Origin of the sequence: Bacteroides sp. Marseille-P8574 (assembly GCF_902825465.1) — a bacterium.
GTDB lineage: Bacteria > Bacteroidota > Bacteroidia > Bacteroidales > Bacteroidaceae > Bacteroides > Bacteroides uniformis.
In genome coordinates, this window is the sequence record NZ_CADEBE010000002.1 from 482166 (window position 1) to 498825 (window position 16660).

At 51.4% G+C, this 16660-nt stretch carries 13 protein-coding genes; 8 read left to right on the forward strand and 5 right to left on the reverse strand.

Going from position 1 to position 16660, the window contains the following annotated elements; all coding sequences use genetic code 11:
- Nucleotides 1-6: 6 nt before the first annotated feature.
- From HUX74_RS14315 to HUX74_RS14325, 3 genes are all read right to left on the reverse strand, one after another.
- A complete protein-coding gene (locus HUX74_RS14315; protein ID WP_117601249.1) occupies nucleotides 7-672 on the reverse strand; it encodes an ABC transporter ATP-binding protein in 666 nt (221 codons plus the stop codon).
- A 261-nt stretch (nucleotides 673-933) separates the two neighbouring features.
- On the reverse strand, nucleotides 934-2181 hold the full coding sequence (locus HUX74_RS14320; protein WP_117601250.1) for an efflux RND transporter periplasmic adaptor subunit: 1248 nt from the start codon (nucleotides 2179-2181) through the stop codon (nucleotides 934-936).
- Nucleotides 2182-2324: 143 nt separating this feature from the next.
- The gene (locus HUX74_RS14325; RefSeq protein WP_174646909.1) at nucleotides 2325-3248 is read right to left on the reverse strand and encodes a glucosaminidase domain-containing protein; all 924 of its coding nucleotides are present in this window, start codon (nucleotides 3246-3248) and stop codon (nucleotides 2325-2327) included.
- A 101-nt stretch (nucleotides 3249-3349) separates the two neighbouring features.
- Here HUX74_RS14325 and cdd point away from each other — a divergent pair, with 101 nt between their 5' ends.
- The 6 genes from cdd to HUX74_RS14355 all read left to right on the forward strand — a co-directional run bounded on the left by cdd (nucleotide 3350) and on the right by HUX74_RS14355 (nucleotide 11463).
- Nucleotides 3350-3832 carry a cytidine deaminase gene (gene cdd, locus HUX74_RS14330; RefSeq protein WP_005831168.1) on the forward strand — a complete coding sequence of 161 codons (483 nt, stop codon included), beginning with the start codon at nucleotides 3350-3352 and terminating at the stop codon, nucleotides 3830-3832.
- Between the two features lie 357 nt (nucleotides 3833-4189).
- Entirely contained in the window at nucleotides 4190-5827 is a 1638-nt protein-coding gene (locus HUX74_RS14335) for an ABC-F family ATP-binding cassette domain-containing protein (protein WP_087333059.1), read from the forward strand.
- A 105-nt stretch (nucleotides 5828-5932) separates the two neighbouring features.
- A complete protein-coding gene (locus tag HUX74_RS14340) occupies nucleotides 5933-6472 on the forward strand; it encodes a flavodoxin family protein (protein WP_087333058.1) in 540 nt (179 codons plus the stop codon).
- A gap of 20 nt (nucleotides 6473-6492) precedes the next feature.
- A complete protein-coding gene (locus tag HUX74_RS14345; protein WP_174646910.1) occupies nucleotides 6493-7989 on the forward strand; it encodes a 4Fe-4S binding protein in 1497 nt (498 codons plus the stop codon).
- Between the two features lie 48 nt (nucleotides 7990-8037).
- Nucleotides 8038-9438: an aldo/keto reductase gene (locus HUX74_RS14350; RefSeq protein WP_117601253.1), complete on the forward strand. Its 1401-nt coding sequence runs from the start codon at nucleotides 8038-8040 to the stop codon at nucleotides 9436-9438.
- A 153-nt stretch (nucleotides 9439-9591) separates the two neighbouring features.
- On the forward strand, nucleotides 9592-11463 hold the full coding sequence (locus HUX74_RS14355; RefSeq protein ID WP_370540413.1) for a TonB-dependent receptor: 1872 nt from the start codon (nucleotides 9592-9594) through the stop codon (nucleotides 11461-11463).
- Here HUX74_RS14355 and HUX74_RS14360 read toward each other — a convergent pair.
- Nucleotides 11460-12905, reverse strand: coding sequence for a hypothetical protein (locus HUX74_RS14360; protein WP_174646911.1), 1446 nt, complete (start codon nucleotides 12903-12905; stop codon nucleotides 11460-11462). The two genes, HUX74_RS14355 and HUX74_RS14360, sit on opposite strands and share 4 nt — an antisense overlap.
- 27 nt (nucleotides 12906-12932) lie before the next feature.
- A complete protein-coding gene (locus HUX74_RS14365; protein ID WP_174646912.1) occupies nucleotides 12933-14486 on the reverse strand; it encodes an AAA family ATPase in 1554 nt (517 codons plus the stop codon).
- 529 nt (nucleotides 14487-15015) lie between these two features.
- Between HUX74_RS14365 and HUX74_RS14370 the strand changes: the two genes are divergently transcribed.
- Together HUX74_RS14370 and nudC are read left to right on the forward strand one after the other, a co-directional pair.
- Nucleotides 15016-15654 (forward strand): HU family DNA-binding protein, encoded by a 639-nt coding sequence (locus tag HUX74_RS14370; RefSeq protein ID WP_117601256.1) that lies wholly within the window; start codon nucleotides 15016-15018, stop codon nucleotides 15652-15654.
- 114 nt (nucleotides 15655-15768) lie between these two features.
- Nucleotides 15769-16575, forward strand: a complete 807-nt coding sequence (gene nudC / locus HUX74_RS14375) for an NAD(+) diphosphatase (RefSeq protein WP_117601257.1) — start codon at nucleotides 15769-15771, stop codon at nucleotides 16573-16575.
- Nucleotides 16576-16660: the final 85 nt, after the last annotated feature.

Below are 16660 nucleotides of genomic sequence, written 5' to 3' on the forward strand. Positions count from 1 at the left end.
CAGTAATTATTCCACCTGACGTCCGTCGAAGAAGCGGATGGTACGCGAGGTCTGTTTGGCCTGCTCTTCATTGTGAGTCACCATCACAATGGTACGTCCGTCTTCCTTGTTCAGCTGATGCAACAGCTCCATGACTTCGGCACCCATTTTGGAGTCCAAATTACCGGTAGGCTCATCGGCGAGGATTATCTCCGGATTGCCGATGATGGCGCGGGCAATGGCTACACGCTGGCACTGTCCACCGGAGAGCTGTGTAGGCATGTGGCGCATGCGGTGGCTCAAACCGACCTTCTTCAACACCTCTTCCGCCAGACGACGGCGTTCTTTGGCAGACACCTTTCTATACAGCAAAGGCAGCTCCACATTATCCAATACATTCAGCGAGTTAATCAGATGGAAAGACTGAAACACAAAACCCAGCTTCTGGTTACGGAAAGCAGCCAGCTCCTTGTCCTTCATGCCGTCCACTTTCGTACCGGCTATTTCGATGGTACCGCTGGTGGGTGCATCCAGTAAACCCATAATGTTCAGCAACGTAGATTTTCCGCAACCGGAAGGTCCCATGATACTGAGAAATTCTCCCTTGTTCACTTCGAGGTTTACATTTTCCAATGCCACGGTTTCAATCTCGTTTGTACGATAAATCTTGTTGATGCCAGTTAACTTAATCATAATGGTAAGTATTTAATTGTTATTATTCTGTTCTGTTTCTATTCCGCACAATTTCTGCTTCAAGAGGTCAAAAGTTGTACCAAAATCGTTTATTATTGATTATCTGCTATTTATACATGCAGTAAGGTGTCCGAAAATGAACACCTTGTCCGTTTTCATCTATCCGTCACGCAGGGCTTCCGTAGGTGGAATGCGACTGATACTGCGCGCCACAGTTTGTTCTGCTTCAACAGTTCCCAGACTTATTTAAGTAAGACTTTATCATTTCAGTTTCAACTTATTCTTGTTCTTATAGTTACTCATATCACTCACCACCACTTCATCACCCGGTTGCAAGCCACTGACCACTTCTACAAACTCAAAGTTGGAATCGCCCAACTGCACCTTGCGCTTTACGATTTCCTTATCGGAATTGCGTACAAAAAGTTCATACTCTCCACGTCCCACATAATAGCTGGCATTGGCTATGCGCATCACGTCTTCCTTCACCGCATTCATCACGTACACATCTGTCTTCAGACCGGAACGGAGACGGCGGTTATTATCTTCATTCAACTGCACGGTAAAGGATATTACACCATTCTTTGAAAGCGGAGTAACACTGCTTACGGAACCTTCCAACTTTTCGCTGCCAATCTTCACAATGGCCTTGCCGCCGGCAGCCACACGGTCACCGTAAGTATCGGCAATCTCGCCTTCCACCTTGAAGTGGCTCAAGTCGGAGATGACGGCAATCTGGGTCCCTTCAGGAACCTGAGCTCCAATCTGATTGTTGATATAAGTAAGGATGGCCTTCCGGGGCGAACGCACCTGCGCGTCATCGAGCGTACGTTTGGTTTCGGCCAGTGTCTTCTGGAACATGCTGAAATCCAATTCCTGCACTTGGTATTCCGCAGCCAACACTTCCTTCTCGTTGGCATACTGCTGCTGTAATTGCTCGTATTCCAGTTGTGCAACGTTGTAGCTCAGTTCGGCTTGGCGCACTTTGTCGGTGGTGCCGGAACCGAGGCTATCGAGGTACTGCTCGTTGCGCAGCTCCACCTTCATGCGGTCAAGCTTCATGGCGGAGACTTTGATTTTCATCTGAAGGTCGGTCAGCTTGGTTTGATTGTCAAGTTTCAGCTGCTTTAGCTTGTAGCTGCGCATCTGCTCTTCGTCCAGCATCTTCTTGTAGTCGGTTTCGGCACTCTGTAAGTCCAGTTTCAGGATAGGAGTACCGACATCCACACTATCGCCACCTTTTCTGTACACCTCCAAAATGCGGGTATTGATGGGCGAGTTGATAATTTCCTCGAATGCCGGAACCACCTTGCCGGAGGCGCTGACACTGACTTCAATCGTGCCCTTGCCTACTTTGGAGAACACAAGATCTTTCTCTTTCACTCCCGCACGCATCAATGAAATGAGTACACTGACCACTACGATACCTGCCACGCCGATAGCACCGTAGCGGATAATTTTCTTATTGCGTTCTTTATTACGCACTTCTTTTGGAATTTCTCTATCCATATCTTTAAATTTTATTGTTTGCGAACATAACGCTTAATATATACTAAATTCATGCCAAAATCATAACCCACTGAAAGTAAGCGAAAAGACAAAAAAGAAGGGTGTCCGTTTTCGGACACCCTGTACATTTTCGGATAGATTCTTTATCTTAATCTCAAACGGTCGCCAATCTCCGGCACGTATTCCGCATCCTTGCGATTCATCTTATAAAGGTTCTTCAGACGAATGCCGTACTTTTGGGAAATGGAGTGCATGGAATCACCATCCTTCACAATGTAGACAGTATGGGGTTTAGCGGCTTTCTTACGCTTTTCTTTCAAGTAGATGATGTCTCCCGCCTCCAGTGTGTATTCTTTATGGAGGTCGTTGTATTTCACCAGTTTCTTCCAGCTGATGTCAAACTCCTTGCCCAAGATCTTGAAGGTGTCTCCATCACGTGCCACAACATAAGCTATATCGTTGGCAATGTATACCTGATGCGGATTGGCCAGCCAGGGCTTCTTTTTCAGTTCCTTCTCCCAATTGCGGGCATCGCGCTTGCTCATGCCACGACTGTCGTACTTATACAGTTCATAATCCTCGATGATGGTTATCAGGCGGTTGGCATACGACGGGTCGGTAGCGTAGCCGGCTTTCTTCAAGCCGCGCGCCCACCCCTTATAGTCCGTAATCTTCAGCTTGAAAAGAAAGGCATAACGTGCTCCCCGTTTCAGGAAATCGGAATGGTCTTCATAAGAGTCTTTCGGATTGCGATAAGCGCGGAAACATTCATTGCGAGCATCGTCATCATGCCTCACTGTCCGTCCGCGCCAGTTACCTCCGCACTTGATGCCGAAGTGGTTGTTGCTTTTGCGCGCCAGCGCGCTGTATCCGGCACCGCTCTCCAACAGCCCTTGGGCCAGCGTGATGCTGGCAGGTATCTTATGACGCTGCATCTGCTCCACGGCAAGGGGGGCATACTGTTTGATATACTCATTGTAGCGAGCATTCCGGCGTTGTGCCTGCACTGTTGTAATGGAAATTAAAAGAAATGCTATGATAGCAGTCAGTCTGAAAATCCGTTTCATGCTTAAAATGTTGAGTTCTGCACAAAAGTCCGTAAAAGAATTGAAATAACCAATCTCTTTCCTATCTTTGTAACATTAATTACAATATAACCCTTTACCTTATGAAAGAATTAAATATCGAAATCGCCGTCAAGATATACGACTATGAAGAACTGGATGCCGCCGACCGCGAACTGATGGATGCCGCCCGCGAGGCTACCAACCGCAGCTATGCCCCTTACTCCCACTTCTCGGTAGGAGCTGCAGCCAGACTGGCAAACGGTATTGTAGTGACCGGCACCAACCAGGAAAACGCCGCCTACCCTTCCGGGCTGTGTGCAGAACGCACCACCCTATTCTATGCCAACTCCCAACATCCCGACCAGGCGGTAACCACCCTCGCCATTGCCGCACGCAACGAGCACAACGAGTTCCTGGAGTCTCCCATCCCTCCCTGCGGCGCCTGCCGGCAAGTGATGCTCGAAACGGAGAAGCGCTTCAAGCATCCCATGAGGGTGTTGCTATATGGCAAAAAGGGAATCTACGAGCTGAAGAATGTGGGAGAATTACTGCCACTCTCGTTCGATGCTTCGGCCATGAAGTAACAGAACCAATAAAGTATTAACATCGTGTCTGCAGGAAATTAATTTCTTGCAAACACGATATTAACTTCTTGACGACACGATATTAATATCGCAAAAACCTTTGTTATTCAGTGGAAATCATTACCTTTGCACCCACTAACCAATTAATTCCACCGATGAGAATATCCGACTAAAGACAACACATTTCGGTAAACATCACTATCAACATGCTTTTTCAGACTGAACGCTGAGCATCACCTATATAGATGTTTAGCCAATACTGTGTTTGTCTGTACCTCTCCCCTTCGAGAATTTCAATTTCGGGGAATGCTTGCATCTCCCCTATCATTCTTACTTCTAAAAACACAGTAGAAACTTATGAGCTTTATCATTAAAGACCTTAGCTATATCCATACGGATAAAGAAATCTTGTTTTCACACATCCACTTGAGTATCAACTCCGGAGATAAAATAGCCCTGACCGGAAATAACGGTTGCGGCAAGTCTACCCTCATGCGTATTTTGGCAGGAGACTTGTCACCAAGTTCGGGAACGGTGCTACGCCCCGAACATCTGTACTACGTGCCCCAGCACTTCGGACAATACGACCGGCAAACGATAGCACAAGCTTTGGGAATCAGCCACAAGCTGTCCGCCCTACATGCCATCCTGAGCGGTGACGCTGCCGAAGCACATTTCAATACGCTCAACGATGACTGGACCGTGGAAGAGCGCGCCCAAGCCGCCCTCGACAGTTGGGGACTGGGCGGCATCCCGCTTTCCCGCCCGATGGAAGGACTAAGCGGCGGCGAAAAGACCCGCATCTTCCTGGCAGGCATGGAGCTGCACAACCCGACAGCCATCCTGCTGGACGAACCGACCAACCATCTGGACGCGGACGGACGGGAACGTCTGCATAACCTGCTACGACGAACATCGGCCACCGTACTCGTCATCAGCCACGACCGCACGCTACTGAATCTGCTGCCTGCCATCTGCGAACTCTCCTCCCAGGGTTTGACGTATTACAGCGGAAACTACGACTTCTACAAAGAACAAAAGACCCTGCAACAGAACGCCCTTACCCAACAACTGGAAGAGAAACAGAAAGCCCTGCGCCTTGCCCGCAAAGTGGCACGCGAAGTAGAAGAGCGCAAAGCCAAACAGAATGTGCGGGGAGAAAAAGCCTCCATCAAAAAAGGGATTCCCCGCATCCTAATGGGAGGACTGAAAAACAATGCGGAAAACAGTAGTAGCAGACTCAGCAGCATACATGCGGAGAAAGCGGAAAAGCTGCAGACGGAAATGGCAGGTATCAAAAGTTCACTGTCGCAGACGGACAAGCTGAAAACAGACTTCAACGCCTCCCATCTGCATACGGGCAAGATTCTGGTTACGGCAAGGGACGTCAACTTCCATTATCCCAACCATACAGCCTCCCCCGCAGAAACACCCCACACGGAGACGACTGCAAAGAGCCTCTGGGCTTCTCCTCTCACCTTCCAGCTAAGAAGCGGCGACCGCCTCAGCTTGAAAGGAAAAAACGGCAGTGGAAAAACAACCCTGCTGAAACTCATCATGGGCGAATTGCACCCCACCGACGGAGTGATGGAGCGTGCCGGCTTCACCTCCGTCTATCTGGACCAGGAATACTCCCTCGTCCGTAATGAGCGCAGCGTACTCCAACAAGCAGAAGCCTTCAACCACCGCCACCTGCCGGAACATGAAGTGAAAACCATCCTCAACCGCTATCTCTTTCCCCGCGACGTGTGGAACAAGCCGTGCAGCAAACTGAGTGGCGGCGAAAAGATGCGTCTTTCCTTCTGCTGCCTGATGATTGCCGACAACACCCCGGACATGTTCATTTTGGACGAACCCACCAACAATCTGGACATCGAGAGCATAGAAATAATAACGGCAACGATACGCAACTACGCCGGCACCGTAATTGCCATCAGCCACGACCGGGAATTTCTGAAAGACACCGGCATCGAACGGGAGATACTTTTGGAATGAATCAGTAATTTAGGTAACAACAACCGTAATTTGTATACTGCCGTTCTCATAAAACCGGCCTATTTTTGTAGCACGTAATCATTTACTAACTAACGAACAACGAATATGAGCAAAAAAGTATTAATCCTCTCCTCCAGTCCCCGCAGGAATGGAAACTCCGACCTCTTGTGCAACGAATTCATGCGCGGTGCCGCAGAAGCCGGACATCAAGTAGAAAAGATTTTCCTGAAAGACAAGCACATCAACTACTGCACGGGATGCAGCGTATGCAGCATGTACGGCAAACCCTGCCCGCAAAAGGACGATGCCGCCGAAGTGGTGGAAAAGATGATTGCCGCCGACGTCATCGTCATGGCAACTCCCGTATACTTCTACACCATGAGCGCGCAGATGAAGACACTGATTGACCGTTGTTGTGCACGCTACCTTGAAATAAAGAACAAGGAGTTCTACTTCATCATCGCCGCCGCCGAAGAAAGTGTCCCCATGATGGAACGTACCATTGATGGTTTCCGTGGCTTCCTCGACTGCCTGGAAGAGCCCAAAGAATGCGGCACCATTTATGGCGTGGGTGCCTGGAAGGTAGGCGAGATAAACGACAAGCCTTCCATGCACGAAGCCTACGAGATGGGGAAAAAAGTATAAAGAACGAATACTAAACATTTATGCTACGTACCATCAGACTGACCCTTGCCGTCATCTTCTTTGCATTCATCACGCTGTTGTTCCTCGACTTCACGGGAACACTGCATGCCTGGTTCGGATGGATGGCGAAAATACAATTCCTGCCGGCCGTGCTGGCACTGAACATCGGTGTAGTACTGTTTCTTGCAGTGCTGACCTTGGTATTCGGACGCATCTACTGCTCCGTCATCTGCCCGTTAGGAGTATTCCAGGATATTGTTTCCTGGCTCTCCGCCAAACGGAAGAAGAACCGTTTCCGCTATTCGCCTGTACTGAAATGGCTACGCTACGGTGTGCTGGGAGTATTCGTACTTGCCATTATCGGCGGACTGAACTCTTTTGTCGTGCTACTGGCCCCTTACAGCTCATACGGGCGCATCGTTTCCAGCCTTTTCTCCCCGCTCTACCAATGGGCAAACAACGGACTGGCCTACCTGGCCGAACGTGCTGACAGCTATGCCTTCTATGAAACGGATGTATGGATGAAGAGTCTCCCTACCCTGCTGATTGCCACGGTCACTCTGGTGGTCCTCATCGTGCTGGCATGGCGAGGCGGACGTACCTATTGTAACACCATCTGTCCGGTAGGTACAGTGCTTGGCTTCCTCTCGAAGTATTCCTTGCTGAAACCGGTAATTGACACAAAGAAGTGCAACAGTTGTGGACTTTGTGCCCGTAACTGCAAGGCATCGTGCATCAACATCAAGGCACACGAAATAGATTACAGCCGTTGCGTGGCATGTATGGACTGTATCAGCAAGTGCAGGAAAGGTGCCATCACTTACACACGCCGCAAGCCGGCCTCCGCTGCAGTCTCTCAGGAAACCTCCGTGGCACCGGAGCAGGTAAACGACGCCCGCCGCGCATTTCTCTCTACAACCGCCGTGTTTGCTGCTACGGCAGCCCTCAAGGCACAAGAAAAGAAAGTGGACGGTGGACTGGCTGTCATCGAGGACAAAAAAATCCCCGAGCGCGCCACTCCCATCACTCCCCCGGGCTCACTGAGCGCCCGCCACTTTGCACAACACTGCACAGCCTGCCAGCTCTGCGTATCGGTATGCCCCAACCAAGTGCTCCGTCCTTCTTCGGACTTGACAAAACTGATGCAGCCGGAAATGTCTTACGAACGCGGTTACTGCCGCCCCGAATGCGCCAAGTGTGCGGAGGTGTGTCCTACCGATGCCATCCATCTGACGAGCCTCGCCGAGAAATCGGCCGTCCAAATCGGTCATGCCGTATGGATTAAGGAGAATTGCATCTGCATCACAGACAAGATGGAATGTGGGAACTGTGCCCGCCATTGTCCGGCCGGTGCCATACAGATGGTTCCTTCAGACCCGGAAGACGAAGCCTCCATCAAGATACCGGTAGTCAACGCCGAACGCTGCACCGGATGCGGAGCATGCGAGAACCTTTGTCCGTCGCGTCCGTTCAGTGCCATTTATGTGGAAGGCCATGTGATGCACAGAACTGTCTAAAGCAGCTTTATCACCCAAATATCCATTTATAATTTCAGTCCTATCACAATGAAAGAAGACAAGAACAAGATAAACCGCCGCGATTTCTTCAAGCTCGCCGGTGCAGGAACGCTTGCCTCGGCAGCAGCCCTGTACGGCTGTTCGGGCAACAAGAACAACGGGGAGAGCGAATCGGCCGCGCTGGGCGAGATACCAACCGACAAGATGACCTACCGTACCAATCCCAACACGGGCGACCGGGTTTCCCTGCTAGGATACGGATGCATGCGATGGCCCACCCGCAAACGCACCGACGGGAATGGAGACGAAATAGACCAGGAAGCCGTGAACGACCTGATAGACTATGCCATTGCCCACGGAGTGAACTATTTCGACACCTCCCCCGCCTATGTGCAAGGTCTGTCGGAGCGCGCCACGGGCATTGCCTTGAAACGCCATCCACGGGAGAAATTCTTCCTTGCCACAAAGCTGTCCAACTTCAGTCCCAGCACGCACAGCCGCGAAGAGTCCCTTGCCATGTATCACCGCTCCTTCCGCGACCTGCAAGTGGACTACATCGACTACCTCCTGCTGCACGGCATCGGCATGGGCGGCATGGAAGCCCTCCGTTCCCGCTATCTGGACAACGGCATGCTGGACTTCCTGCTGAAAGAGCGCGAAGCCGGACGCATCCGCAACCTCGGATTCTCCTATCATGGAGACATCGAAGTCTTCGACTACCTGCTCTCCCGCCACGACGAACTGAAATGGGACTTCGTACAAATCCAGCTGAACTACGTAGACTGGCGGCATGCCAAAGAAGTGAATACCCGCAACACGGACGCCGAATATCTGTACGCCGAACTGGTGAAGCGAAACATCCCGGCCGTCATCATGGAGCCGCTGCTGGGCGGACGCCTATCCCGCCTGAACGACCACTTGATGGCACGTCTGAAACAACGCCGCCCGCAGGAGAGCGTGGCTTCCTGGGCCTTCCGATTTGCAGGTACTTTCCCCGATGTGCTGACCGTACTGAGCGGAATGACGTACATGGAGCATCTGCAAGACAACCTGCGTACCTTCTCCCCGCTTGTTCCATGTACGGAAGAGGAGTTTACCCTGCTGGAAGATACCGCCCAGCGAATGCTGCAATACCCCACCGTGCCGTGCAACGACTGCAAATACTGTATGCCGTGCCCCTATGGGCTGGATATTCCAGCCATCCTGCTGCACTACAACCGCTGCATCAACGAGGGCAACGTGCCGCAGAACAGCCAAGACGAGAATTACCGCGAGGCACGCCGCGCCTTCCTGATAGGCTATGACCGCAGTGTTCCCCGTCTCCGCCAAGCCAACCGCTGCACCGGTTGCGGCCAATGCAACCCGCACTGTCCGCAAGGCATCGACATCCCGGCGAAACTGCAGGAGATAGACCGATTTGTGGAAGCGCTGAAGCAGGAAACCCTTTAACGGACTTACCTTCAACCCTGGTTGTCCATTTTAAGGATTACCAATCATATACAGATTCTTCTTTTTGTATAACTTTGCAAAAAGAACCATAGATAAACGATGAATAAAAAGATTTTAATCGCAATTTTAATAAGTATCGCCCTTCCGGGTAGTATGCTGTCCGCACCTGCCGACAGCCTCCGGCTGAAAAGCTACAAGCTTGATGAAGTCGTGGTGACCGGGACAAGAAATGAAACAGACATCCGCCACCTGCCAATGACCATCTCCGTAGTGGGTCGTCGGCAACTGGAACAGACCTACCAGCCCTCCATCCTGCCTACACTGACCGAGCAGGTGCCCGGACTTTTCACCACAAGCCGCGGCATCATGGGCTACGGCGTATCCACGGGAGCCGCAGGAGGCATGAGCCTGCGCGGTATAGGCGCCGGGGTAAATGCAGCCGGAGGACCTACAACCAGCCTGCTGGTGCTGATAGACGGACACCCGCAATACATGGGCTTGATGGGACATCCCATCGCCGACGCCTACCAGAGCATGATGACCGAACGGGTGGAAGTGCTGCGCGGTCCCGCCTCCGTCCTCTACGGGTCCAATGCAATGGGCGGGGTTATCAACATCGTCACCCGCAAGATGCAGGAGGACGGGGTGAAAACCAATGCGCAGATAGGATACGGTTCCTACAACACCCTGCAGACGGAAGTCTCCAACCGCGTAAGAAAAGGGCGTTTCAGCAGCGTGGTGACCGGCTCGTACAACCGTACCGACGGACACCGTGACGACATGGAGTTTGAGCAGTATGGCGGCTATGCCAAATTGGGATACGACTTCAGCAACACCTGGAAGCTGTGGGGCGACGTGAACATCACCCGCTTCAACGCCTCCAATCCCGGCGAAGCCGACAATCCGTATATAGACAACGACTCGCGCATCACACGCGGCATGACCTCCTTCGCACTGGAAAATCGTTACGACCGCACTTCCGGCGCCGTGAGCTTCTTCTACAACTGGGGCCGGCACAAGATTAATGACGGCTACCACCCCGGAGGAGAGCCCCAGAAGTCGCACTTCAACTCCAAAGACCGGATGCTGGGCATATCGTGGTATCAAAGCGCCACGTTCTTCACCGGCAACCGCCTGACCGTAGGTTTCGATTACCAGCACTTCGGCGGAGAGTCCTGGAACAAGGTTGTCGCCATCGACGAGGCAAAACCCGGACAGCAGATTGGCGACCGTATCCCCGGTGTGGACAAGCAGATGGATGAATTTGCAGGCTATGTGGATTTCAGGCAGGACATCAACAGCTGGCTTTCACTGGACGCCGGTGTCCGCATAGACCACCATTCGCACGTAGGCACGGAATGGATTCCCCAAGGGGGACTGGCTTTCCATCTGCCGCGGCAGGCAGAACTGAAAGCAATGGTGAGCAAAGGATTCCGTAACCCCACCATCCGGGAGATGTACATGTTCCCTCCACAGAACCCCGATTTGAAAGCGGAGAGCCTGATGAACTATGAACTCTCCTTTACGGGGCAGCTTTTGGGAGGGGCCATGTCCTATGGGGTGAACCTCTACTACATCAATGGGGACAACATCATCATGACAGACCCTGCCCTGCGCAAGAACGTCAACTCCGGAGAGATAGAGAACTGGGGCGTGGAAACCAACCTCGGCTACCACATCAACCGCCACTGGCAGATAAACACCAACTACAGCTGGCTGCACATGGAGAATCCGGTACTGGCTGCTCCCGAGCACAAACTTTATGCCGGTGCGGACTTTACGCAAGGACGTTGGGGCCTGTCTACCGGTATACAATACGTGAAGGGGCTTCATACCTCAGTCACCCCGGGCAAGGAGAAGCAGGAAAGCTTCGTACTCTGGAACCTGCGTGCCAACTACCGTCTGTGCAGTTTTGCCGACGTCTTCGTCAAGGGCGAAAACCTGCTGGCACAACGCTATGAAATCAATGCAGGCTTCCCCATGCCGAAAGCCACGGTGATGGGAGGCGTAAATATCAACTTTTAATACTGTCGCGAAGGAGTATACTCCGCCCGATAGATATGGTCGAAGAATGGTGCCCACTCATTGTCCGTGATGCCAATCTGCAGACCGTAGAAGTGTGTACCGGCTTCCCGACAACGGCGAATCTCCTCCATAAAGGCAGGTGAAGAATGAGGAATCTTGAAGTCGCTGACCCAAAGCACATCGGCATTCATATACTCCTTGCCTTCTTTGAGCAGGCGGAACGTGGCTTCCAACATGCGGGTGGCATCTGTATCCCCGCAAGCTGTCTTTGAGAAGAATTCGAGCAGCCTTGCCCGCTCTTTCCTTACGTCAATCGGATGAATGGAGACGGAAAAGGCTATCAGAAAGCAGTTCCGCCGTTGACGGTCGGCTATCTCCAGGAGCTTTATCAGCAGAGAGTGAGCAATCTTCTCCGGCTTGCCAGCCATGCTTCCCGAGGTGTCCAGACAGACAATCATCGGACCTTTGGGACGGGCGGGCTTGGTTTCGATACGCCGGGCAGGCTGCATGATTTCCGATTTATAACGGAAGGTCTGGAGCTTGCGAGTAAGGTATTTGTAGACGAACAAATCTTCCAGTTCACTGTCGGCGGAATGGGCAAGCTCAATGGGAAGCAGAGCATTGAGGTCGTTGCCGGTGCTGATGCCCAGGATGTCACATTTGGAGGAGTGCTCCATTTTGTAGACGTTTCCCTCGGCAACGCGGATTTGCTCACGTCCTTCGTTGTCTGCCATACGCCCCATCTTGTGGGCCACTTTCACTATCTCGGGGCAGGAGCGCTGGATGCGCACGATTTTCCGTATACGCTCAAAGTCGACGGTATTCCACAAGCCGCTCATCATGCCCCAGGTCTGGAAGAATTCGTCCTTATCCACGGGGTTCTGGCGGATGTACTCGGGGATGTCTTTCAGATTGGAACGGAGCCTGCGCTCGAGGACATCTTTGCGGAAAGCAATCTCTTTCTCCTTTTCTTCGTGCATCTTCAGCTGGAAGGCGTCTTCCCAGTCGTCCACCATTTTCTCCCAGACTTCATCGTCCGCATATCCTCCTTCGGTACCGAAGTGGCTGCGATAGAAGCGGGAGTCGAAGCCGTACTCCCGGTATTTGTCGGAAATCTGCTGAAGCAAGGCTTGCCAGCCGTCTTTCCGCTTTGCCATGGACCACTCCAGCACGAGTTTCATCTCATTCCGTTCCGACTGGCTTTTCCGGAGGTTGTACCTCTCCTTCTCCAAATTCAAGTGGATAAACTGAATCATGGTGTCGTAAAAGATACGTGCACAGACCTCATTGCCCAGCACCTGCACCTTGACCATGGAGTCGTTCATCACGGAGAGCAGATAGGCATACAAGGGCTCGGTGTCCGTCTCCGCACACTCTCCGGTGGCTACGAAACGGTCCAGTGCCTGCACATAGAAAGCGGTGTCATATCGGGTGGTATTCATGGCTGTCATCCTATTTGTTACCGGAGATTATTCGTCTCCATACCTCAATTTCCGCATATCCACACGCGCCCAGGCTATCTCCTTGCGGATGGTGGATACGTATTGAGCCACACTCTTTTTGTCCTCTTCGGAAACGAAGATATTGTCGGACAAGTCTCTTACCAGACGGTCTATATTCGTGGCAGCAGTGTCCAGTTCCGTCTCATAGTCGCGGTCGGTAATGGAGAGGTTCCCCAGCCAGAGCTGTTGCTCCTCACCCCGTTGCAGGCGCCGCATAGGGAAGCGCACACCGTTGATATAGAGATGCTTGTCGTCGCGGTAGAGGGTGACGCGTTCGGTGCCTTCCTCTTTCACGGCACTGGTGTCGGCAAAGGCGCGGATGATGGTACGCTTGGGATTGATGGGGTCGGCATACATTACGCCCAAGGTGGGGGCATCTTTGGCGCTGTACTCCTTCAGATTTTTGTAGTCCACGATAAAGATGTAGGTGTTGCCCGTACCATGTTTCTCCACCTGGTAGTAGAAGTGTTCCGTTATCAGCAGGTCATCGTCCCTACGGTCGCCGGCAAGGCGGGCTTTGTCGATGGCTTCGCGCACACGGCTGACTTTCAAATCGGATTTCAGCGAGGAGGCGATACCGGCAATCTGTTTTGTGTGGGACACGAATAAGGCACGGATAACGATGCCACGGATGGCAACGCTCTCATCAGGCTCACTCCATAGGCAGTGGTAGACGGGAAGCAGGTCGGTCATGGAGACTTCCGTGCGGCCGTGGACGAAGGCGGAGGCCTTGAGCAGCTTCACGATGTTCTTCCAGCGACGGTCGCTGACGTAGACATTGCGGCGCAGGTCGGAGTCTTGCATCTCTACGCTTGTCAGTCCGTGGCGAATGGCTGTGATGCAGGAAAGAACATCGAGAGGCAAGGTTACGCGGCGTATCTCAGCTTGCCATTCGGCATACTCGCGGTCGGAGATTTGCCATTCGCAGGCAGTCGTTTCCGGATGGTCGGCAGAATCGTCCAGCAGCATTTTGTAGAAAGATTCTTCCTGCTTGACACAGGTGCAGAGAATGCGGATGAGGAAACGGTCCCATAGGGCTTCCAGTCCCTCGCCTTGAGCGGGCAGTTCGTTGCTGGCAGCTACGAGCAGTTTGAGGGGGAGATGCAGTTCCTTGTCGCCATTGCGGAAAAGTTTCTCGTTGATGACGGTCAGCAGAGTGTTCTGTATGGCAGGGCCTGCTTTCCATATTTCGTCCAGAAACACGACATCGGCTGTGGGCAGATAGCCGTCGATGGCACGTTCATACTTGTCGGATTCTTTCAGTCGGCTAATGCTGACAGGACCGAAAATCTCGTCGGGCGTAGAGAAGCGGGACATCAGGTATTCGAAGGCACGGGCATCTGTAAAAGCCGACTTTAGCCGCCTGGCTACCATTGACTTGGCTACTCCCGGAGGTCCCAGGAGCAGGATGCTCTCGCCTGCCAGAGCTGCCAGCAGGGAGAGGTTTATTTCAGTTTCTTTTTCGTATACTCCCCGGTTCATTTCGGAAAGGAGGAGACGAATGCGTTGGGTTATTTCCACAATATGATTTATTTATAGTCAGTACTCATGTATAAAGAAAAGTGTGTAAAGATACAAAATAGTAGGGAAATCAGAGAGAGTCTTATTAAGATTCACTATCTTTGGAAAACAAATACACACAGACACGCATACACACGTTGTGATTTGCTTTCATTTCCTATATCTATTACCATTTCTACCTGGAGACAAATTGTCCCCAGGTAAGTGACCAGTCCTTCATCGGGTCAGTCCCTATTATTGGGGATTTAACAATCCCCCCTCTTTTGCCGAAAACTAAAACTTTCCTCCCCAAACACTACCCTTCGTATCACAATATTTTATACCTTTGTTCACTAAGAAATAATCGTCCCATACCCATTTCTGTTTCGTCCGACAGCTGTCGGACGATAATTAAACAACTGTTGGACGATAATGCAACAGTTGTCGGACGATTAGTTTTTAGGAAGAAGAAAATTATCCGCTTAGCGACAAAAATAATTCCCCGAAGCGACGAGAACTGTTTATCGCTATAAACAAAAATAAATATCTTATGAGCGCGTATTACGACCTTTACGAAACGCCTTCGCCCGACGGGAAAGAAGACAAGAAATCACTCCATGCACGTATCTGCCCGAAAAGGACTTATACCCAAAAGGAGTTTGTGGAACATATCGCAACTTTCCAACATCTGCCCAAGAATGTGATAGGGGCAGCATTGGATGCCTGCATTGACGAGTTGTGCGATTTGCTGGCCAACGGAAACATCGTGGAGCTGGGAGAACTCGGATTCTTCAGCACTTCACTGAAATGCTTGCGCGAGACCGACGACGAGAAAAAGAAAATCCGCTCCGAATCCGTCCAATTCCAAAACGTACACCTGCGCATCAGCAGCACGTTCCGCAACAACATCAAGAAGAAAATGACGTTGGAACGTGTACACTCCACTACCAAGAAATCGAAAAAAGTAGTAGAGACCACCGAAGAAACAAGAAAAGCCGAACTGAAACTGTTCCTCAAGCAGAATGTATGTATCAACAAGAACGAATACATCCAATTGAGCGGACTAACCAGACATGCCGCCATAGACGAGCTGAACAAATTCATCCGGCAAGGGTTCCTGCGCCGCCGCGGAATGGGAAGGTCAACGGTCTATGTGCGGCAAGAAAAAGACACAGCAAACGAAATTTAGGGGGGCGAACACAGAGACACAAAGACATAGAAATTAATGCTTTATCTCTTTGAAAAGAATCTCTGTGCCTTGGTATTTTCGTGTTCATCCCCCCAAATAATAAAACAACAAACAATGGAAAAATCAACAGAACCCCAACCCTCCACGCAGTGGTTCGTCTTCTTCAAAGACCAACTGCTACTGAAAAAAGGATATACAGACAAAGGAGAAATAAAATACAGCGTACCCGTCAGTATAGAGCCTCCTCTGACACCGGAAGCCGGAAGTAATATACACGAAGTGTTCCCCCCCAACGGCAAGCAAGTACGTGCATTTGCCCTGAAACAGCCTGTGACCGAGAGCGACGAATGGGTAATGATAGGCCTGCGCGCATCGTACGACTACATCACCCCGGACGAATACCGTTCCGCAGGAAAGGCCTTCCAGATACTCTATTGGGACGAGCACAGCCGCTTCTGCCCCGTGTGTGGCACCGCCATGGAGCACCAGACCCCCATCATGAAGAAGTGTCCCAACTGCGGCAATGAGATGTACCCTCCCGTTTCCACCGCCATCATCGTACTAATACGCAAAGGAAACGAAATCCTGCTGGTGCATGCACGCAATTTCCGCGGGACCTTCTACGGACTGGTGGCAGGTTTCCTCGAAGCCGGCGAAACACTGGAAGAATGTGTGGAACGGGAAGTTTTTGAGGAAACGGGGCTGAAGGTAAAGAACATCACCTACTTCAGCAACCAGCCCTGGCCCTACCCCAGCGGATTGATGGTGGGTTTCATTGCCGACTACGAAAGCGGAGAGATAAAACTGCAGGAAGATGAGCTGACCGCTGCCGCCTTCTATTCCAAAGACAACCTGCCCGAAATACCACGAAAGCTGAGTATCGCAAGAAGGCTGATAGACTGGTGGATGGAGAACAATTAAAAATTAAAGAATTAAAAAGAGGGGGGAAGAAATTTAAAAAAGCAAATTGCGGAAAACACACACTCACAAACGAACAACTACGAAT